The sequence below is a fragment of the Gilliamella sp. B2969 genome, from assembly GCF_026536195.1.
Lineage (GTDB): Bacteria > Pseudomonadota > Gammaproteobacteria > Enterobacterales > Orbaceae > Gilliamella.
The window spans coordinates 213,911-235,924 of the sequence record NZ_JAFNOP010000004.1; the positions used below are offsets into that span (position 1 = coordinate 213,911).

A 22,014-nucleotide genomic window follows, 5' to 3' on the forward strand; every position below is an offset into this window, starting at 1 on the left:
TTTTTAAAATTTTTCTAGCGTCGCTTTTAACAAATCTATAGCTTGCTTATCTTTAGCACTATTTTGCCATAATTTATCAAATAAAGAACGATATCGCTTGATTGCATCAAATGATGAAGTAATTGAAGCAATACCCGTTGTCACATTGGGTAATTCCCCCAAACGAAATGGACTCATCGCTAAAGAGATCGGATTTTGATCTTGATAAAAGATTTGAAAAGCTATTGACGGAATAGCCTGCTCAGTAATAGCAATTGTTGGCGCATAAGATTGGTGTTCTAAAAGTTCAATTAAATGATAAACTTCTTGACGTGCTAATAACATTCTTTCCGATTTTTTCCCCGGCGAAATGGTTAAATTACCGACTAAACCAATATGCAAAAAACGCTCAACATTGCGTAAACTAATTAAATTAATCACTTTAGGAACAGACTGATAAAATTGCGTTTTACGATGTTTCAAAATTGATAAACTCACCGCATATTTATCTGAATCAATCGCTTCACCAGACTCCTCAAGCATCATGGCCAAATGCGATAAATAGTGTGGTGAAGTTAGCAAAAAAGAGAAGGGATCAAAGTGTGAATAAATATGGGTTGATTGTTCTTCCAACTGACGCATACGTTCAAAAAACCCTTCGCCACTTGAATAATATTCCGTATCAATACCAAGTAGGCTCGCTAAAGAAGTGTCTAACAATAGTGCTAATCGCTCTAATGTTTCAATTTTAACGATTTCACCTTTTTCTAAGCGATAAACTGCAGCTCTTGAAATTCTTAAACTCTCAGCTACATCTTCGGCTTTAAGTGAGGCGGCAATACGATAAGCGCGTAATCGCTGCCCTATTGCCAAATAATCAATTGCTTCACTAATCATAATTGACTCAAAATATTCGAATCTTGGCAGTGTATCACAAGGTGATAACAATGCCAATTTTCGCTAAAAATGTTTAAGGTAACATCCACATTTTAGTCAACTATTTTAGCAAAACATCTTGTAAGTTTGATGCATCTGCAAATTCAGTATATTCAGTAATCGCTTCAGGTTTTTTCGAAGCTTGTGACGCTTGCCCTAATACTTGCGAAGCAAACACCAAACCTTTTTGTTTAACAATAGCGTTATTATAAAAATCAATTAAGTCTTGCTTATCAATTTTTTTCACTTCGGCTATTTTCTTATCGCGTGAATCAAACGAAAAATTCGATAAACGATAATCAGCCAGATAGCGTTCTAATTCTTCATTTAACGTTTGAGGTGGCATTGTCAATTCCTCAAGCACCGCCTTTTTATATTGCTCTATATCATTTTTGGATAATGCTTGTAATTTTTGCAGCATAATTGGATAGAAATGCTGATAACGTCCTAGCAAATAGGCTGGGTCGTATTGATTACTTTGTATAATAAAGCTAATACCTGAAGAATCGCCTACTGACATTGATACAGCAAAAACGGCATAACCTAACTGTTCATTAGATCGTAATTGATCGAAAAACCAAGGCGATATAATCTTCGAAAGCGTATAACTCAAGATGCGGCTCGAATTTCGATCATAATTAGTCGGAATATAGCTCATCATTAAAGCATTATCAGTTGCTTTCGCCGTTTGAGTAATGCGTGCTGTTAATGGTGCATTTATTTTAAGGTTATCAATTGGTGTAAATTGAGCGTTAGACGCAAATTTTTCTTGAATTTTATGATAAAGATCTAACGAGCGTTGATTCGATAAATTACCTAAACTTAGCATATAAGGAACTGAATGCGTCATTAGCGCATCACGATAAGCTACAATATCGTTAACACTGATATCTGCTGTGATTTGTCTTCTTAAATTACGTTCATAGTAGTGAGGTAATACAGACAATGCATTGACAGGATTGGCGGCTAACTGATAACTATTCGCATGCTCAATTGCATCTAATTTTTGGATATACCACGATTTAGCTAAGGCTAAACTTTGTTCATCAACAATTATTTGCTGATACCGATTAAGTACCGCTAATACCATTTCGGGAAGGTGCTGATTAAAACCATCAGCTGTCACCATCAAACCATTATCACGGCTAGTCGACAATTCAATACCAGCCACATTAGCTTGGAATTGAAGTTGTGCTAGATTACGACTAACAAGATAATCGAGCAAATCAAACGCAACTTGAGATTTAGCATCACTAAAAGCTTGATCATTACGTAATGAAACGACAATTGCGGCTTTAGGTTCTTGACCAAAATATTGGCTAACAAAATGGATATGATTACCGCGCTTATTAAATTCTAAAGGCTCAGATTGATTGCTATTTGGGTTAACAATCGTAAAATCATCTGGAATATAAGGATTGAGTTCAGGTAAAGTAAACGAAAAGCTTTTTGCTAAATTCGACCAATTTGATTTTTGTTCACTAGTTATAGCATCAATTTTATAAGGTGCTTCAACAAAATAGGCAACTTTATCGGTAGGTTGATTTGGTGCAATGGTCCAAATTCTAGCATTATCTGGCGTTAGGCTCTTTAAACGGTTTACTATCGCATCTTTATCAAAATGCGATGCAATAAAGTCAGCGTTTAAAATATTTTGGATTGGATAAAGCAACATCTGATCTGATAGCCATTCAACATAAGACATATCTCGTTCAATATCTTGGTATTTAAATTCAAGTGCTAATACTTTTTTAAGTTCTTCGTAATAAGTATCCTTTACCCCATCTTTTTGTATTAATTGTAAGTAATTGAAAATAGCCGCTATCACTTTATCTTTTTGAGCAAGGCCGTCATCAGTCAAACTTACATTAATGCTCAAAACACCACTATTACCATAACGAATAGGATCGCTTGATGCACTAATGTTTTCAATCAATCCTTGCTTTTGTAATTGTTCTGACAATGTGTTTTGACTACGATTGCTAATTAAATAAGCAATATATTCATCACTTTTATCGGCAAATTTAACTAAATTATTTTCAATTGGAAATTGTAAAAGCATCAATTTTTTAGGCTGAGCGGGTAACATAGTAATTTGTTTAGCTAATACGTCACTTGGCATAGCGGTTTGATCAACTTTTGGGGCTTGAATATTTTTATTAGGAATTTGACCAAAAGTAGTTTCAGCAAGTTTTGCCAATTTATTAATAGATTGATTGCTATAAACAACCCCGACCATAATGTTAGCTGAGTAATAATTATTATGAAAATTAACTAACGCATCGTGTAATTTACTCGTTGATTTATCACTTAGCGTTTCTAAATTTCCCCCTGAAAATTGTGACGCAGGGTGCTTTTGATTAATTGTTTCAGAATCAACTTGTCCAATACGAAAACCATCATTCGATCTGGCCATTGTCAGTTCAGCATTAACGGCATTTCGCTCTTTATCTGCAAATTTTGGATCTAAAACAGGATTAGCAATCGCTTGAGCTAAATAATCTAACGCATGATTAAATGCGCCATTTTCCACCTCAAAATAAAATGCAGTTCTATATGAAGCAGTACTCGCATTATAACTACCCGCATGGCGATTTAAGAATTGAGAAAAACTAGCGGGTTCAGGATACTTTTTAGACCCCATCAAGACCATATGTTCGGTATAGTGAGCTAAACCTTGTTGATCGGCAGGATCTTGTAAAGAGCCAACAGGTAAGGCGAGCGAGGCTAATGATTTCACAGCTTTAGGATCGGATACTAATAATACACGCATTTTATTGGCTAGTTCGATGACTTCGTATTGGCGATTATCGCGATCACTTTGTTGAACCTTTTCTAATAAAACGGGATGTGAAAGTTTATTTTCAATCGCAAAAGAGGAATTGAAGTAAAAAAAAGCTAGCACAATTAAGAGCGTTATTTTTATCTTATGCATATATTCTCCGCCTAAAATGTCATATTCTATGATGAATTTAATAAATTACTAAAAAAGAAAACTGACAGCAGTTTCTAGTAATTTTTTCAAAAATTTAATCCTATAAATTTATCTGATTAAAAATTGAGGTGTAAGTTTTCTATTATCTATCTTAACTAAAAGATAATCTAGTAATTCATAATATGAAAGCACAATGTATCACTAATCTATTAGGGCAATTTACTCACCACATTTTTGACGACATGACTAGATTAAAAACGGTTTGGTTAAATGTAAGTCATCAACTAAGTCAAAAGTTGCGTTCAATAACAATATTGGATTGAGATAGAAAAACGAGTCAATTACAACGTAATCGATCTTGATTTTCTTGGTCGACTATTTATCTAAAAATCAGGCACTTTAAATCTTGTCGTAAATGTTGACAGTCAACTGGTCAGCCATGTTATTGCAATAAATTGAGTCATCAAAGTACCAATACTAGAACTGACAGTCGCTTTTATTTTATATTGTTTCAATTTCTCTACAATATAAAAAAGCTGGGAAAACCCAGCTCTTTATTTTTTTAAACAACAATGGAGAAATAATAACAATTAATGTTCCCGTGTTTTTCTAAATTCGACATCTGGATAACGTTCTTGAGTTAGATTTAAGTTAACCATACTTGGCGCAATATAGGATAAATTATCACCGCCATCTAACGCTAAATTTTGCTCACATTTGCGTTTAAACTCTTCGAATTTCTTCGCGTCACTACATTCTACCCAGCGTGCGGTGGTCACATTTACCGGTTCATAAATGGCTTCAACATTATATTCAGATTTTAATCGAGCAACGACCACATCAAACTGAAGTACACCAACTGCCCCGACAATTAAGTCATTGTTGGCTAATGGTCGAAATACCTGCACAGCACCCTCTTCAGACAATTGCACTAATCCTTTTAATAATTGCTTTTGTTTTAGCGGATCTTTTAAACGAATTCGGCGAAATAGTTCCGGGGCAAAGTTAGGAATACCGGTAAACTTAAGATCTTCACCTTGGGTAAAGGTGTCACCAATTTGAATAGTACCATGATTATGTAATCCGATAATATCACCCGCATAAGCCTCTTCTACATGTTCACGATCGCCGGCCATAAAGGTTAATGCATCAGAAATATTGACATCTTTAGCAAGACGAACATGGCGCAATTTCATGCCTTTTTCATATTTACCCGACACAATGCGCATAAATGCCACGCGGTCTCGGTGTTTTGGATCCATATTGGCTTGAATCTTAAAGACAAAACCACTAAATTTTTCTTCGCTAGATTCGACTTTTCGCTTATCCGTTTGACGAGCTTGCGGTGGCGGAGCCCAAGCCGTTAAGCCATCTAACATATGATCAACACCAAAATTACCTAATGCAGTACCAAAAAAGACGGGGGTTAAATCACCGGATAAAAATGCTTGTAAATCGAACTCATTCGATGCGCCTTGCACTAATTCAAGCTCTTCACGAAGCTGAGCGGCTAAATCATCGCCAACAGTTTTATCCAATTCAGGATTAGTTAACCCTTTAATAACACGGACTTCTTGAATGGTATGTCCTTGACCTGTTTGATATAGATAAGTTTCATCTTTGGCTAAATGGTACACACCTTTAAATAACTTGCCACAACCAATAGGCCAAGTAATCGGTGCACACATAATATTGAGCTCGTTCTCAACTTCATCGAGTAATTCTAAAGGATCACGAATATCACGATCTAACTTATTCATAAAAGTCAAAATCGGCGTATTACGTAAACGCGTTACTTCCATTAATTTACGCGTACGATCTTCAACCCCTTTTGCTGCATCAATCACCATTAAACAACTATCAACGGCCGTTAAAGTTCGATAAGTATCTTCTGAGAAGTCTTCATGCCCTGGGGTATCAAGTAAATTGACTAGACATTGATTATAAGGAAACTGCATGACAGAAGTTGTAATCGAAATACCACGCTGCTTTTCCATCTCCATCCAGTCGGATTTAGCGTGTTGGGCATTCGCGCCTCGACCTTTTACCGTTCCAGCTGTTTGAATGGCATGACCAAATAGCAACACTTTTTCTGTAATGGTTGTTTTACCAGCATCGGGATGTGAAATAATAGCAAAAGTGCGACGCGCATTTACTTCATCTAAATAAGCTTGTTCTGTCATAAAATTAACGATAATTATCCTGCACAAAAATAATCGGGCATTTTAACAGAACTTGTTAATTTTTACCATTGCAGTTATTTGCGTTATTGGTTTATCTATGCATAATGTTTGCATAAACTAGTATTGATTAGGTGCTGTTTTGCAAGTTTGCAAAAAAACCTAGCTTTCAGTATAAATTGGATTTTGTTATGAATATTCGTGATTTAAAATTGTTCTTACATTTATGCGAAACATGCCATTTTGGTATGACCGCCGATGCTATGCATGTAAGCCCTTCGACGTTATCCAGACAAATACAACGCTTAGAAGAACATTTTGGTCATGCCCTTTTTATTCGTGATAATCGCCAAGTACAAATAACGCAAGAAGGGGAAAAGGTAAAACGTTTTGCCCAGCAAGTAATCAGTTTGCATCAGCAAGTGCGCCAAGAATTAGATCAATCCAATCAACAATTAGTTGGCGAATTAACCCTATTTTGTTCAGTAACAGCCGCTTACAGCCATTTACCTGAAATACTTGACCGCTTTCGAATTAATTATCCTCTTGTAGAAATTAAACTCTCAACCGGCGATGCGGCAGATGCGGTTGAAAAAATCCAGTCCAATCAAGTCGATTTAGCCATTGCAGGCAAACCAAAACAATTACCTTCAGGAGTCGAATTTTTAAAATTTGGTGAAATAGAGATGGTGTTACTCATACCCAAGCTCAATAGCTCATTTAGTGATAAATTACACCAAAAAAAACCGGATTGGCATAATATACCCTTTATTTTGCCGGAACATGGCCCAAGCCGGCACCGCATTGATTTGTGGTTTAAACAGCAAAAAATTATGAGCCCCAAAATTTATGCAACAGTTGCAGGTCACGAGGCAATTGTTTCTATGGTTGCACTAGGTTGCGGTGTAGCCTTATTACCTAAAGTTGTTATGGAAAATAGCCCTGAAAGAATTCGGGAAAGAATTACTGAATGGTCAACCAATTTAATGGAACCGTTTGACGTTGGGATCTGTGTTCAAAAAAGACGTTTATCAGAAAAAATTATCGCGGCGTTTTGGGGATTATGCAATCTTAATTTACCAAACCAATCCCAATAAACAAAATATCGTGTATAATCATTTACCTAGAAAATAGTTACATTATTAATACTGCAAGCAACATAAAAAATAATTTGACGACAAGCTTGGTTGTTAAAAAAGGAAATATTTTCATGAACACAAGAACTATAAAAATATTAACATCATTAATTCTGCTTACTACAACTACGATTGCTTTTACAGTACAGGCCAAAGGTAATACACGTTTAAATATTAACCGTGAAGAGAATAATACTATTGTAAAACCTCAATGGTTAACCATCGAAAGTACAAACTATTATGATGGTGATAGCGATGACTTAGCCACAGCGGGTTTAGGCTTTACACCGCTATCAACAACTAAAATCAATCTTAAGCAGGCTAACCCTACGCAACCAACAACTCAAGAACTAAGGCAATTAAAACTTAACCGATTTATTGATACTAAAACGGGAGAAGGTACTCTTTTTGGTTATCAGCGTAAAACCTTAACCCCATTATTTGATGGCAAAGTGGCAGGTACTGAGGTTTTAGCTACCCTTAAAAATAAAGAAGAAACTGTCGGTTTATTATTACAAATCCCCTTGGATTTTGATAAAAACAAACCTTGTATTGTTGCGGTGCCTGCCACCGATTCCGATGGATTATTTAATGCCCACGATGTACAAATTAGAGGATTATGGGGATTACGTCACAACTGTGCAGTTGTTTACAATGATAAAGGATTAGGCAACGGTATTTATGATATCACTAACCAGCGTGGATTTGCCATTGATGGTAAAACACAAACAGATAATCTTCTTTTTAAACCAGATATTAACAATCGAGAAAGGTATGTTAAAGCTTATCCCAACCGCTACGCCATAAAACAACTGCATTCAAGACAGAATTCAGAGCAGCGTTGGGGGGAATTTGTTTTACAATCCATTGAATTTGCATTTTATCAAATCAACACATTATATTCACCGGATAAAACAATCAAATACAACAAAGACAATACATTAGTATTAGTCTATGGAGCGAGTGATGGTGGCGGCGCAGCACTCAAAGCGGGCGAGCTTGACAAAAATAACATTATAAAAGGAATCGTTGCAGTTAACCCACAAATTGTACCTTATTCCAAAAAAATAGCCGCTAGCGTACAATTCGGTAAAAATACACCTGTTAAAATTCAATATCAATCGATAGCAGAATACAGCGCATACGCTTCACTTTATATCCCTTGTGCTGTGCCAGCAATTATCGAAAACAATAAAGATAAGTATATTCCTTTTGCCGATAAATATGTTTTTTCACAAAACCGCTGTAATGACTTAAAACAAGCAAAACTATTAAAAGAAGGCACACCTGAAGAAGCGCTTGAAAAGCTACATAAATATGGGTGGACGCCTGAAATGGATATCCAATTACCCTATTTTTATTTTAAAGAAACGGTCAGTTTACCTTATCAATACATTAGCGCTTACGGACACTACGACATCACCGAAAGAATGTGCAACTATTCAGTTGCTAGCACACAACAAAATCCCATTTACTATACCGGTAAAGTTGCACCATTAAAGGAAGTCGCCTTTGAACAACTTTGGGGATTATCTGATGGACATTTACCTGTATGGATTGGTAATGATTCAACTGCATTAGCATTGGTCAATAATGAAGATGTGATTTCACCTAGAAGGGATTTCTATTCTAGCTCTGAAAGCAAAGAAAACATTGATTATAATAGTAAAGGGGCTATGTGTTTATATAAAAAAATAAACGATCCGCGCGTTCAATATGGTATGGGTCAGATCATTGCTTCGGCTAATTTAAATGGAATTAAAACCTATATTGTACATGGCCGTAATAATGTCAAACAATTACCGGATTACACATCACGAGCTTATGTCGCATTAAATAGCCAAGTTGAAGGTAAAAATTCACAATTACGTTACATAGAAGTTGAAAACACTAGCTATTTAGATGGTAAACCGCCATTTGAAAACATTTTACTTCCTATAGATTATTATGGTGAAGATGCAATGGAGTGGTTATGGGCAAATCTAACGAATAAAGCAACCCTGCCTGAAAGCCAAGTTGTTCATACAAAACCACGAGCAAGTAATAATGACATTACCCTTGATGCTACCATTAAAAACTTAGTGCCGATTTCACAATCACCAAATCGTAACAATGTCATTAAGAAAGAAAACGGTAAACTTACTATTCCAAATTAACAACTAAAGATTATCGGGTAAGTTGATTAACTAAACTTATTTCGATAATCGCCTGTTTTCTTGAAAATGATTGGAACTAACAAATTTTACCATTTGGGGATATAACTTAAAAAAAAGTGATTCAAGCGCTGAATAATGTAGCTTAATATCAACAATTGTCTCTTTTAATAAACTGAGTCTAGGTCTTCGCGCGGCCATACCTTTAAGTACTTTTTCAATAAATTCGATATCAGCATAATTTTCAAGCCATTTACCTTGCCACATTGACTGCATAAAATATTGATAATCGGGTGGATAATCAGTAATAAAAGGGGCAATTTGCTCTTTAGTCAACTGGTTAAATTCAGCTACGGCAGCATAAGATTTTATACCATACTCTGACCAGTATTTAGACAAAAAATGATCCCAAACAATATCTAATGCAATAGGCGCCACTCGCTGGTGAGTTTTTCTAAATAACTGTTTAGCTTGCTTCACTTCGGGTAAAGAATCGATTAGGCTATCGATTCTTCGGTGAAGCATAATGCCATCTGCAATAGTTTGTGGATAAGCTAAATAGGGATCACCTTTCACAAAATCGGCAACACTATTCCCAATCAAGGAACTGTTTGCCAATGTTGCCAAATGTAAATGTGCAAGAATATTCATACAATAAGAATAATTAATTATTCACGGTGTTTAAATTGCCCTTCAGCTAATCCTTCACGCCAATAGCTGGTAATTTGGAATGCGTCGGCTGGCAAATTACTATATTTGTCTTTTAGCGCTCGACGCAGCTGCTGTGCTAGCGATGCCTCCATTCCCCCCCAAAAAAGGAGTGGTGGATTATCCGTAAAATCTGTCGCCAGTATGCTATCAATCAGTTGACTTGGTTGTCCTTTGTCACGGACTAACCAATGAATTTGTTGGTTGTCACGAACGGGTAAGGGTAATACATCGGTTGGATGATTAACTTCAATAAACGCATTGACTTTTTGATAATCAGGCAAGTGCTCAATAGCGTAACTAATAGTAGGCACGGCAGCGATATCGCCCATAAAAACTAACTGCTGAACATCAACGTTTAATTTAGATACAACCCCAACTACACCAACTTGATCACCAACAGTTGCCCGCTGTGCCCATAACGTTGCCAAACCTTCTGGGTGAATAGCAAAATCAATTGCCAATTGTTGTGTTGCTTCATCAAAATAACGCACACTATAAGTTCGAGCCAATTGGCGAGTTCGTTCATTGACAATAATTTTATTATTTTCATCTAACTGTGGAAAAGGAATCTGACCAGATTCAGGATCAGTAAAGAGTAATTTAATATGTGGACAAACCCAAGACTTATCAATCGTGAGTGGCTTACTACAAGTAAAGTGTAATCGAATAAAACTATGGGATATTTTTTCAATTTTAACCACTGTCAATATTGCATTAACAATCACTCTTTTATGTTGTTCTGTCATATTTAAGATCCTTTCATTCCATGTTATTAGCATTATCATACAATAAAATAACCAAAATATAGCCAACTTTTTATTTAACCGTTTTGCGTTCAATACCGCAATTAAACCTTAGCTTTACAAGCAATGCACGCAATAGTATTGACAGTTTGACTTAGTAAGTTAGGGAACCAAAAGCACGGCACCAATCTTGCTCAAACTTTACTATTGCTGCATCAACAGCTGGATCAGAAATAAATTGTTCAGCCACATCCACAGGTAACGTAATTGATTGACATCCTGCTAATAAACAATCCAAGGCTTGTCGTGGTGTTCTAAAACTGGCCGCTAACACCATAGATTCAGGACAATGTAAATCTAATAATGTCTGTAACTCTTGAATTGTCTCTTTACTATTGCCGCCTTGCGCATCAATACGATTAACATAAGGCGCAATATATTTTGCCCCAGCAAGCGCACCTAAAAAACCCTGTCCCGCTCCATATACCGCCGTGCCTAAAGTTGGTATTCCTTGTTTGCTCAATTCCTTTATGGCAATTAAACCTTCGGCATTAACAGGTATTTTAGTTACAATAGTTGGCACGGCTTTTCTTAGTTGCTCAGCTTCTTTTATCATCTCTTTAGCCTGGTTCGACAATACTTGAGCAAAAAGCACTTTATCCGAACCTAACAGATCTTGTAACTCGGCTAACAATTCAAAAATCGGCTTTTCTGATTTTGCCACAATACTTGGATTAGTCGTGACACCTTTAATTGGCAATATTGCAGCAAGGCGTTTAATTGCTGAAATATCCGCTGTATCTAAATATAATTCCATACTATGCCCCTTGGTATATAGGTTAATTATCTAAGTGATAAGACACTAGCATAGTAAAAAATATTGTTTTGTTAGCCTAGAAGACGATTTTGCTATTTACTGGATTTTTGTACGCTAAATATAAAAATGAGATCTTGATCACATAATTAATACATTTAATTATAAAGATATTTTATTATTCTTTGCTTTCATCATTCACGGAATATACTCTATAAAACAGCGTGTATTTCTTGATATCATACTCACTTAAATAGCATGAAAATATCCATCAACAACACACTAACTAAGCTGGTTAACGGACAAATGAAGATCAATCACATCTTCTTTGCCGATAATAGCAATGCACCAACACTGCAAGCATTCCAGCTTGATTTTCCGAAGATAGAGATTGTGCTGGAAGGTACACAACAAATTCAATTGACTGATAATGCCGGCAATATTATTCACAAAACGCTTTCAGCCCATGATCTCTTATATACTGTGGTCCATAGTTGGAATAAACCCATTCTAGAAGAGCCTGTCACCACTTTAACCATTTTATTTGCCAAACAACAAATTAACCTCAGTTTACTACATTGGAATGGCAACCAATTTACCTCTTATGGTCAAATCAATACGTTAAGGCGCGGTCCACGAGTCGGTGCTTTTATTATTCAAGCACTCGCCGAACTAACTTGGCATAATCAACCAGCAGAAAATAATCAAACCGCGCATTTTTTGATACAAAGTCTACTGAGTAATACCTTAGATCTGCTCAATGTCAATGTCGAAACTGCATCGAAAACGGCAAGCATTTTTCAAGCGATCCGACAATATATCGATACCCATTTTTGTGACGATATCACCCGCGACTTTTTAGCCAATATGTTTTATATCTCGCCTAACTATTTATCTCATCTATTTCAACGCGAAGGCAAAATTGGCTTAAATGAATATTTAAATCATGTACGTATAGAATATGCCAAATCACTATTGAAAAATTATGATTTAAATGTCAAAGAAGTCGCACAAGCATCGGGCTTTCAAGATAGTAACTACTTTTGCCGAATTTTTAGAAAAAAAACCGAACGCACACCAACCGAATACCGCCGTCAATACCACAGCAAATTATCACAAAAATAATAAATAAGGTTTAAAAACTAAATCGATTGGTGTTGATAACAATAAAATGCAATCAAATACTGTTCATCATTAAATTTTTCAAAATTATCTTTTTGCAAAAATAACGGCAATAATGCAATTCCCTGCCCTTTTTCGACAAGGTTCAACAATTGGCTTAAAGAATCAACGGTAATAATATTACTCGTCTGTTGGTATATAGCTAAAGTCTTAGCTCTTAGCGGACAATCAACATCATTATTAATCAAAATAGGCAGTTGTTGATGAGTGATATTTGAATGGCTTTTTAAAAAAGTAACAGGTAAATATTTTGTAGCCACTAAACAATAATCAGCATGATTAAATTTTTTAAACGTAATCACATTATCAAAAAATTGCTCATTAATAACATGGTTCATCTCACTGGTTCTTTTTATAACAATCTCTGTTGAGCCAATTGCATATTTTTGTTGTTCAATCACAATAAATTGGAAAAGAAGTTCAGAAATTAATAGCGTAGGTTGGCGAAATTTAAATGATGTCTTAAGCTGTGCAAATCTATCGAGTGTTTGAATAGCGAAATGATAAAACTGTTGCCCCTCTTCTGTAGGTATGACACCATCAAATCGACGAATAAATAAGCTTGCACCTAACTCATGCTCTATCTTTTTTAAATGAGCCGTCAAGTTTGATTGAGTATAACCCAAAATTTTAGCGGCTTTATTAAGACTATTCACCTCATAAACCGTTTTAAAAATCAATAATCCTTTAAAATTCATTTAAAAACAGTACCTATCACTTTTTTTGATACCCCAATCATAAATGAGGATTATTCAAATCTCAATTCCTTTTCTAAACTAAATCAAACATTGAAAGGAGACAAATTATGCAAGCAATGCAATATAAAATAAATTTACCGGCTGATTATGATATGAAAATAATCAAACAACGAATTATGACTAATGGCCACAAAACGGATGGTTTTAAAGATTTATTATTTAAAGCTTACTTAATTTCAGAAAAAGATAACGATAATATTGCCAATAGCTATTGCCCACTCTATATTTGGCGCCGTACAGAAGGCATGACAACGTTCATATTTGACGGTTATTATGACAATATTCTAACTTCATTTGGTTGGCAAAATATTCATATAGGCGTAGTTGCGCAAATCAATCTCAGTGATCGTTTTGTACAAAGTAAATACATGTTAGAAGAAAACTTTGTCATTGCGACTCAGCCACAATTAAAAGGGTTCGACTTCAAACACCCTACACATCAAAATCAAACAGGACAGATAGTAATCTATAATCCTGATAAATGGATGTATTGTATTTTCACTTTTTTTCATGAAAAACCGACATTAGTTAATCACAATCTCTATCAGGTATTACATCTTTCATTCGGTCAATAATCAACTAAAAGCCAACAGCAAAATAGTGCCGTTACCATTGGAAAACATTTAAATAAAAGCCTGTTAATGAATGCTATAAATTGTTATTGTTAAAATTAGTTTCATTTGATATAGTTTCAATTGAAACTAATTTAATAAGGCTTTTTTATGGCGATCCCTATTACAACCGTTGAAAAACTGATTGATAAATTTAAATCTCGTGGACTTTCATTCAACTATGATGAGATTTTTTTGACTCGTTTATTGCAGTTTAGTACCGAAACACTGTTAGAAAATCTTAACCAAACTTATCAACAGTATCAGCTTGATGACAAATTATTTGCTATTTTACTGGTGATTTATTGGCATCAACCTGACGGCGTGAAGCCGTCACAAGTCAGTCAGTTAACCAATTTTTCGCGTGTCCAAGTTAGCCGTAGTGTCGAAACCTTGGTCGCAAATGGTCTGATTGAACGTCAAGATGATGCGAACGATCGTCGTTCCCACTGTCTGATTTTGACAAATAAGGGGACTAAATTTTTTAAAAAAGAGTTACCCCCTATCGAACAGAAAGTGGTTGCTGCCTGGCAAATTATTTCGCAGGAAGAACGGCAGCAGTTACGTTCAATCTTAACTAAACTTTTAAAGCACCTTACTGAATAACGATAAGCGAGAATAGTTATGAAGAAAAAACAGCTCATACCTCTAATATTATTATTCATTTTGGCAATAAGTTGTATCGTTTGGTTTATTTATAAAAGCCCGGCTTCACTGGTTTTATATGGTAATGTCGATATTCGCACTGTGAATAGTAGTTTTCGTGTTTCAGGTCGCTTAATGCAGTTGAATCATGAAGAAGGCGATCATATCAAACAAGGTGATCTATTAGCTAAACTTGATGCTAAACCTTATCAAATTGCTTTAGATCAGGCGAAAGCCAATTTAATGATGCAGCAAGCGCAATTGGATTTAGTCACCACCGGCTATCGTAAAGAAGAAGTCGCGCAAGCTGCTGCACAAGTCTTACAGTATCAAGCGAGTTATGATTATGCCGAAAGCAATTATCAACGCATGGCAACATTGATTAAATCCGCCTCGATATCTAAAGATCAACTGGATAACAGCTTAACCTTGCGAAATCAAGCCAAAGCCAATTTACAGACAGCAAAACAAAAGCTAGATCAACTCACTAACGGTTATCGCAAAGAGGAAATTGAATCAGCACAAGCAACCGTTGCAGTGGCAAAAGCTCAGCTTGAACAAGCTGAACTTAATTTATCGGATACCGAACTTTATGCTCCTACTGACGGCACCATTTTAACTCGCGCAGTTGAACCCGGTACGATGTTGAGTGCAGGCACACCGATTTATGCGATTTCGTTAGATAGGCCAGTTTGGGTACGGGCTTATATCGATGAAGTCAATTTAAGTCAAGCCGTACCGGGTCGAACCGTTTATGTATATACCGATTCTCAGCCGGACAGACCCTATATCGGCCAAATTGGCTTTGTGTCTCCTACGGCAGAATTTACCCCGAAAACGGTTGAAACCCCCGTATTACGCACTGATTTAGTTTACCGTTTGCGAATTCAAATTAACCAAACCGGTGAAGGGCAAGCAGATGAGATGTTACGTCAAGGTATGCCGGTAACCATTAAATTTTCACAATAATGGTGACATTATGCAAAATCATCAGCAAATTGTACTCGACAAGGTCACCAAACAGTTTGTGCAAAACAATCAACCGGTAACAATTGCTATAAAGCCGTTATCGATAACCCTTTCCGCACATGGGGTGACTGGTTTGGTGGGTCCGGATGGCGCCGGCAAAACTACCTTGTTACGAATGTTAGCAGGGTTGCTTACGCCAAGTGAAGGCAAAATTACTGTTGCAGGATTAAACCCGATAGAAAACCGCGATCAACTACGGACAATTGTAGGCTATATGCCCCAAAAGTTTGGTCTTTATGAAGATTTGACCGTGTTAGAAAATCTTAATTTATTTGCTGATCTACGTGATATCAAAAGCGAAGATCGTCAGCAAATTTTCGATAAACTGCTTAAATTTACCGATTTGGCGCGCTTTACTGAACGACTAGCCGGTAAGTTATCCGGCGGGATGAAGCAGAAACTTGGTCTAGCTTGTACTTTATTGGGCGATCCACAAATTTTGTTACTTGATGAACCGGGTGTTGGCGTTGATCCGATTTCACGCAAGGAACTATGGCAAATGGTGCATCAGTTAGCCAATGAAGGGATGCTTATCATCTGGAGTACATCTTACCTTGACGAAGCTGAACAATGTAAATCCATTTTATTGCTTAATAAAGGTGAATTACTTTTTCAAGGACAACCGCAACGGCTAACCCAGCGCGTTGCCAATCGAGTTTACTTGCTTTCTTCATCTACATCAAATCGAACGTTATTACAATCAGTTTTAAAATTACCCGCAGTAAGTGACGGTGTGATTGAAGGCGATAATATTCGCTTGATTATAAAATCAGATCAATCTATTGAGCAAATATTGAAGCATCTGCCTATCCCCGATATTACCAGTAAACCGACTTGTGGGCGTTTTGAAGATGCATTTATCGATTTACTTGGCGGTATTACTCATAAAGAATCGATATTGACTAAAATTATGCCGAAAATATCGGGATCACTCGATGATATTGTTATCGAAGCCAAAGATTTGACAAAAACTTTTGGCAGCTTTATTGCCACAGATCAGGTAAATTTTACCATTAAACGCGGCGAAATTTTTGGTTTATTAGGTCCAAATGGCGCAGGTAAATCAACAACGTTTAAAATGATGTGCGGCTTATTGCCTGTTAGTCGCGGAAAAGCCTTAGTCTTGGGGTTAGATCTGAAAAAAAGTGCGATCCAAGTACGTGAACGAATTGGCTATATGGCGCAACGCTTTTCGCTATATGATAAATTGAGTGTGTATCAAAATCTGCGCTTTTTTTCGGGGATTTATGGCTTGATGGCAGATGAACAAAAACAACGCATGAACGAGATGATAACCGCATTCGATTTAGAGCCTATGTTAGCTAAAAAACCTGAATCATTGCCACTAGGATTCAAACAACGCTTAGCTTTAGCTTGTGCTTTGATGCATAAACCCGAAATTGTCTTTTTAGATGAACCGACATCAGGTGTCGATCCGATAACGCGTCGTGAATTTTGGGTTCATATTAATAGTCTGGTTGAAAAAGGTGTAACGGTTATGGTGACAACGCACTTTATGGATGAGGCTGAATATTGTGATCGTATCGCTTTAATTAATGGTGGCAAAGTAATTGCTTTAGGTTCACCAAATCAATTAAAGCAATCCGTCGCCGACAATGCAACTATGGAGCAAACTTTTATTAAACTGGTCGTTGATGCTAAATCAGGAAAAACATTATGATGTTTTCATTCAGCCGTACATTGACACTGTGTAACAAAGAGATTAAGCAAATCCTTCGTGATCCAAGTAGCTGGATAATCACCATTATTATTCCCTTGTTATTATTGTTCCTATTTGGTTATGGTATTAGTTTAGATTCCAACAAAATTCGTATTGGTGTATTAGTCGAACAACAAAGTCAGCCGGCTCATGATTTTGTACAAGAATTGAATGGTTCCCCTTTTATTGATCCTGTGTTTTCAAATAACCGCTATGAATTATCAACAAAATTAAGCGCCGGACAAATTCGAGGGATAGTTGTCATACCCGTTAATTTTGCGCAAGCAGTACAAAATCACCAAGGAACTATTCAACTTATCACCGATGGCAGTGAACCCAATACTGCTAATTTTGTACAAGGTTATTTAACGAGCATATGGCAAATTTGGCAACAAAAGCAAAATCAACAACGATTGATTGACCATCGTCAAGGTATTGAAATAACCTCGCACGTTTGGTTTAACTCAGCGGCGATAAGCAAAAACTTTATTTTGCCTGGCGCTATCACGATCATTATGACAGTGATAGGTTCAATTCTAACTGCTTTGGTGATTGCTCGTGAATGGGAACGTGGCACGATGGAAGCGTTATTATCAACGCCAATGACTAAGTTAGAGTTTTTATTATCAAAGCTTATTCCCTATTATCTAATTGGTCTACTCGCGTTAATTATTTGTGTAATTGTGACGGTGGGCATCATGCAAGTGCCTTTTCGCGGTTCGATTACACTATTATTAATTGTGAGTAGTTTATTTTTACTGGTTATTTTACAACTGGGTTTATTGATATCAACATTAGCCCGCAACCAGTTTAATGCAGCTATGATTGCATTAAACGCGGCATTTTTACCAGCCGTTATGCTTTCGGGATTCGTATTTGAAATCAATAGTATGCCGGCCATTATCCAACTCGTTACTTATATCATCCCAGCTCGTTACTACGTCAATATTTTACAAACGCTGTTTTTAGCCGGCGATATTGTATCAGTAATGCTAATTAATGCGTTTTTTTTAATCATCTGCATCTGTCTTTTATTTGTGGTGATATTAAAAAAAACCCGTATGCAATTAGATTAAGATAACCGGAACAAATACTATGATAAAATTGATTAACACAATAACCCTATATCGAACTTTGACTCTAATAAAAAAAGAGCTCGCCCTACTTTGGCAAGATAAACAAACCCGTCTTATTTTAGTCATGCCAGTTTTACTGCAAATTTTTATCTTTCCTTTTGCTGCTACGCTTGATGTCACCAATGCAACAATAGCCGTGTATAGACCAACAATAGATGAACCGAGTTCAGAGTTAATTAATCGATTTGCACATTCGAGTTCTTTTTCTAAAATATTAGTACTCGATTCACAGCAGGCCATTAGTGATACAATTAATTATCAAAAAGCCTTAGTTGCGGTGCAATTTCCAAGTGATTTCTCGCAAAAATTACTTAGTGGGCAATCCACACAAATCCAAATTATTTTAGATGGTCGCAAGTCTAACAGTGCGCAAATTGCTGCTAGCTATATTCAACAAATTATTATGCAATATCAGCAAGAACAACTAGGGCAAAATAGTAGTCAATTGATTGTCCGTCATCGTTACAACGGTAATTTAGACTATAAACATTTTATCTTACCGTCCTTAATTGCGTTAATTACGACTATCGGCGTTATGATTGTCACCTCACTTTCGGTAGCACGTGAACGCGAACAAGGTACCCTTGACCAGTTACGCATTTCACCTTTAATGACTTGGCAAATTTTTACTGGTAAAGCAATACCAGCAATTATTGTCGCCATGTTACAAGGCAGTCTGATACTGATTGCCAGCATTTTTCTTTATGGCATTACCTTTCAAGGATCACTCATTTATTTTTATTTATGTATGTTTAGTTATGGATTATCGTTAGTTGGATTTGGCTTATTTATTTCTGCACTTTGTTCAACTCAACAACAAGCATTTATTGGTATTATTACCTTTATGATGCCGGCAATATTATTATCAGGATTTATTGCGCCGGTCGAAAACATGCCAATTTTTTTACAATATCTAACAGAAATTAATCCGGTGCGCCATTTTGTCGAACTAACAAAGCAGATTTATCTAAAAAATGTCAGTTTTGCTATTATCTGGCATAGTTTATGGAAACTGTATGCCATCACAATATTATTAGGTGGTAGTGCTTACTTTCTATTTAAAAAGTATGTGTAACATCTCATAACATTCGAAGATTCGAATAATGTCTATGATGATTATTGACCTATTTTTATGCCACTTATACTACGACAAGCTTGTTATTTATTATTTTTAACGCTCTATAAAACCAAATCAGCGTCTGAAGAAAAAAGATTTGGCGACCAACCGCGTGAATAACTTACCTGCTGCTTACTGAGTTAAATAGATGTATTGCTTAAATTTTAATCTAATTGTATGCTTGCGGCTCCGACGCCCGCGCCTCGTTCGTTTACAACGACTCGTTGCGGGCTTTTGCCACAACATTTACTTCGTTAATGTTATGGCAACGTCGCGTGTATTCATCGCTATAACCATCCACTCCATACTCGCACTCAAGTTGTACGCCAAACTCGGTTGAAATCACTTATGGCAAATGTTCGCTTAGCTTAGTTACGGAAAAAGCTACACACAAAAATCGACTTATTAAGATATGTTTTAAATTGAAATAAAACAATTTTAAAACAGTAACCTAATTGCTGGTTAATGACAAATACAGTTGGATTATATGTGCTTAAAAAAGCACCTTCTTTAAATAAAAATACCTTATTTAAATTCTGTTGATAATCCAACTTGTGACAAATATTGATCATAAATCCTTTTGCAACATGAAATCCTTATCTAATTTATACTATTTAAATCAATTGGATAGTCATTAAATAAGCACGTAGTTAAATCATTCTTTACATAAAACATAATGCATATTGGTATCGACACCCACACCAACATCACCATAGTACAAACCTATTCGAAAGTGCGCACTGTTACCACCCGATAATGTTCCCCAATAGTCTGCTGTCCAAAACAGCTGATCTAGCCAGTGTGATTTTGGATAGGTATTTTTATCTAAATGTCCCCATTCACCCAAAATACTTTCGCCAATAGACCTTGTATAAGCACTGTATTGATAAAGCCAATTCATTGGCGCAGCACTACGAGGGGAATTAGTTAATTCTTTACGAGTTATCAAACTACAAAAATTAGACGCATTCTGCCAATTATATGCAAATTCATAAGGTACAACCCAAATACCTCGTGGATCAAAAGTATAATCATACGTCAACAATGGATTGTTTTTTAACGTTGCCCGAACAGTGACAGGTCCAGAAGGCTTATCATTAAGTAATACGTTGCCTAATTTATCAATCGAGACTTTTCCACCAGGATTGTTAGGAACAGAATAGTTATAATCTGTTTGCGCACCAGTTAATATTAGCTGAAACTGTGCACCAGGAAAGCCAGTAGAAGGAAACTTATTTGACGATACTGATGGCACCGCTTTAAAACCCAAATTAGGCACATAATCTGAAGTATAACCACCGCCATTAAGAGGATCAGGTTTTGTGCTGTCTGGTATATTCCACCAATTATCTGAATCTGAATCAAAGTTAAAATCGCCCTTTTGATTATTAGTTAACCATTGCTTAGCGGGTAGCACAATTGTTGCGTTAGGTTTGAGATAACATACTTCGCGTTTAGATAAAATATAATAACTGTGGCTTGCCCCCGTAAATTGACCTATATCCGGTATACCATAACGGGTTGCTAAAGCACCATCATCGGCACTAAGGGTTAATTTATAGGGAGATTTACACGCATCTAACTCACTATTCGGATTCGATTTCACATAATCGGTCACATCTTCACCATCGTACGTTTCCCATTTCACTCTCATAGAACCCGTTATGGTAAAAAGTTTATCTCCATCTGCATCACGCCAATAATTATTTGCCACTATCACATTAGCTAACGGCATTGATGGATAATTACTAAAAGGTAAATAGGTTTTAATATCATTAAAAGTTGTCGGCACTTTTTCTATCACAATGGGCTCGACTACTGATGATTTGTCTTCCAAGGCGCTTATCACCTTATTATTCGGTAACGTTAGCGATAACAGTGGTAATATTGTTGTTGACACTGTCTTTCCATTATCAAACGTTAAATAAGGCCCTGTGCCATTAATTACTTGAGCTGTTTGTGAGTTTAAGCCATACACCGGCTTTATCGATAACGCTGTCAACATTAATAACAAAAAGAGGTTTGATAATCCTAAATTTATTATGCCCTTTCTGAAACAAATTTTGACAAAGGATTGTTTACTTTGATTAATATTTGGAAAATGTAGAAATAAATTTAAAGATGGATTTTTGAACAAAAAATTGCGATGCCCGATGCCCGATGCCCGATGCCCGATGCCCGATGCCCGATGCCCGATGCCCGATGCCCGATGCCCGATGCCCGATGCCC

Annotated in this window: 16 protein-coding genes and 1 pseudogene; 9 read left to right on the forward strand and 8 right to left on the reverse strand. The window is 36.2% G+C overall.

All coding sequences use genetic code 11. From position 1 onward, the window contains the following. Window positions 1-3: 3 nt before the first annotated feature. The 3 genes from J3U66_RS05285 to prfC all read right to left on the reverse strand — a co-directional run bounded on the left by J3U66_RS05285 (window position 4) and on the right by prfC (window position 6,033). Window positions 4-876 carry a helix-turn-helix domain-containing protein gene (locus tag J3U66_RS05285; RefSeq protein ID WP_267332486.1) on the reverse strand — a complete coding sequence of 291 codons (873 nt, stop codon included), beginning with the start codon at window positions 874-876 and terminating at the stop codon, window positions 4-6. A gap of 100 nt (window positions 877-976) precedes the next feature. After that, complete coding sequence (gene ptrA / locus J3U66_RS05290) at window positions 977-3,850, reverse strand: pitrilysin (protein ID WP_267344852.1); 2,874 nt, start codon at window positions 3,848-3,850, stop codon at window positions 977-979. Window positions 3,851-4,440: 590 nt separating this feature from the next. Beyond that, on the reverse strand, window positions 4,441-6,033 hold the full coding sequence (gene prfC / locus J3U66_RS05295) for a peptide chain release factor 3 (RefSeq protein WP_267344851.1): 1,593 nt from the start codon (window positions 6,031-6,033) through the stop codon (window positions 4,441-4,443). A 188-nt stretch (window positions 6,034-6,221) separates the two neighbouring features. On the opposite strand from prfC, the gene ilvY reads away from it, so the two are divergent. Together ilvY and J3U66_RS05305 are read left to right on the forward strand one after the other, a co-directional pair. After that, window positions 6,222-7,127, forward strand: a complete 906-nt coding sequence (gene ilvY, locus J3U66_RS05300; RefSeq protein WP_267332483.1) for an HTH-type transcriptional activator IlvY — start codon at window positions 6,222-6,224, stop codon at window positions 7,125-7,127. 113 nt (window positions 7,128-7,240) lie between these two features. Further along, window positions 7,241-9,322 carry a 3-hydroxybutyrate oligomer hydrolase family protein gene (locus tag J3U66_RS05305; RefSeq protein ID WP_267348273.1) on the forward strand — a complete coding sequence of 694 codons (2,082 nt, stop codon included), beginning with the start codon at window positions 7,241-7,243 and terminating at the stop codon, window positions 9,320-9,322. A gap of 36 nt (window positions 9,323-9,358) precedes the next feature. On the opposite strand, the gene J3U66_RS05310 is transcribed toward J3U66_RS05305, so the two are convergent. The 3 genes from J3U66_RS05310 to fsa form a co-directional block, all read right to left on the reverse strand. Next, window positions 9,359-9,970 carry an ACP phosphodiesterase gene (locus tag J3U66_RS05310; protein ID WP_267332481.1) on the reverse strand — a complete coding sequence of 204 codons (612 nt, stop codon included), beginning with the start codon at window positions 9,968-9,970 and terminating at the stop codon, window positions 9,359-9,361. A gap of 17 nt (window positions 9,971-9,987) precedes the next feature. Then, window positions 9,988-10,776: a siderophore-interacting protein gene (locus tag J3U66_RS05315; protein ID WP_267348274.1), complete on the reverse strand. Its 789-nt coding sequence runs from the start codon at window positions 10,774-10,776 to the stop codon at window positions 9,988-9,990. Between the two features lie 151 nt (window positions 10,777-10,927). After that, on the reverse strand, window positions 10,928-11,590 hold the full coding sequence (gene fsa / locus J3U66_RS05320; RefSeq protein ID WP_267332479.1) for a fructose-6-phosphate aldolase: 663 nt from the start codon (window positions 11,588-11,590) through the stop codon (window positions 10,928-10,930). Between the two features lie 303 nt (window positions 11,591-11,893). Here fsa and J3U66_RS05325 point away from each other — a divergent pair, with 303 nt between their 5' ends. Further along, entirely contained in the window at window positions 11,894-12,712 is an 819-nt protein-coding gene (locus J3U66_RS05325; RefSeq protein WP_267348275.1) for a helix-turn-helix transcriptional regulator, read from the forward strand. Between the two features lie 17 nt (window positions 12,713-12,729). Here the strand turns inward: J3U66_RS05325 and J3U66_RS05330 are convergent, their stop codons facing one another. Continuing rightward, window positions 12,730-13,467, reverse strand: a complete 738-nt coding sequence (locus tag J3U66_RS05330) for a LysR family transcriptional regulator (protein ID WP_267348277.1) — start codon at window positions 13,465-13,467, stop codon at window positions 12,730-12,732. A gap of 107 nt (window positions 13,468-13,574) precedes the next feature. On the opposite strand from J3U66_RS05330, the gene J3U66_RS05335 reads away from it, so the two are divergent. From J3U66_RS05335 to J3U66_RS05360, 6 genes are all read left to right on the forward strand, one after another. Further along, window positions 13,575-14,102: a DUF4865 family protein gene (locus J3U66_RS05335; protein WP_267348279.1), complete on the forward strand. Its 528-nt coding sequence runs from the start codon at window positions 13,575-13,577 to the stop codon at window positions 14,100-14,102. A gap of 147 nt (window positions 14,103-14,249) precedes the next feature. Then, window positions 14,250-14,744, forward strand: coding sequence for a MarR family transcriptional regulator (locus J3U66_RS05340; RefSeq protein ID WP_267332475.1), 495 nt, complete (start codon window positions 14,250-14,252; stop codon window positions 14,742-14,744). 18 nt (window positions 14,745-14,762) lie between these two features. Continuing rightward, entirely contained in the window at window positions 14,763-15,752 is a 990-nt protein-coding gene (gene hlyD, locus J3U66_RS05345) for a secretion protein HlyD (RefSeq protein ID WP_267332474.1), read from the forward strand. A 10-nt stretch (window positions 15,753-15,762) separates the two neighbouring features. Beyond that, window positions 15,763-17,493 carry an ATP-binding cassette domain-containing protein gene (locus J3U66_RS05350; protein WP_267332473.1) on the forward strand — a complete coding sequence of 577 codons (1,731 nt, stop codon included), beginning with the start codon at window positions 15,763-15,765 and terminating at the stop codon, window positions 17,491-17,493. Beyond that, window positions 17,490-18,608, forward strand: coding sequence for an ABC transporter permease (locus tag J3U66_RS05355; RefSeq protein WP_267332472.1), 1,119 nt, complete (start codon window positions 17,490-17,492; stop codon window positions 18,606-18,608). The genes J3U66_RS05350 and J3U66_RS05355 overlap by 4 nt, the downstream gene beginning before the upstream one ends. A 19-nt stretch (window positions 18,609-18,627) precedes the next feature. Then, window positions 18,628-19,743, forward strand: coding sequence for an ABC transporter permease (locus tag J3U66_RS05360; RefSeq protein ID WP_267332471.1), 1,116 nt, complete (start codon window positions 18,628-18,630; stop codon window positions 19,741-19,743). A gap of 697 nt (window positions 19,744-20,440) precedes the next feature. Here J3U66_RS05360 and J3U66_RS05365 read toward each other — a convergent pair. Then, window positions 20,441-22,014: pseudogene (locus tag J3U66_RS05365) on the reverse strand (hypothetical protein); the annotation flags it as partial.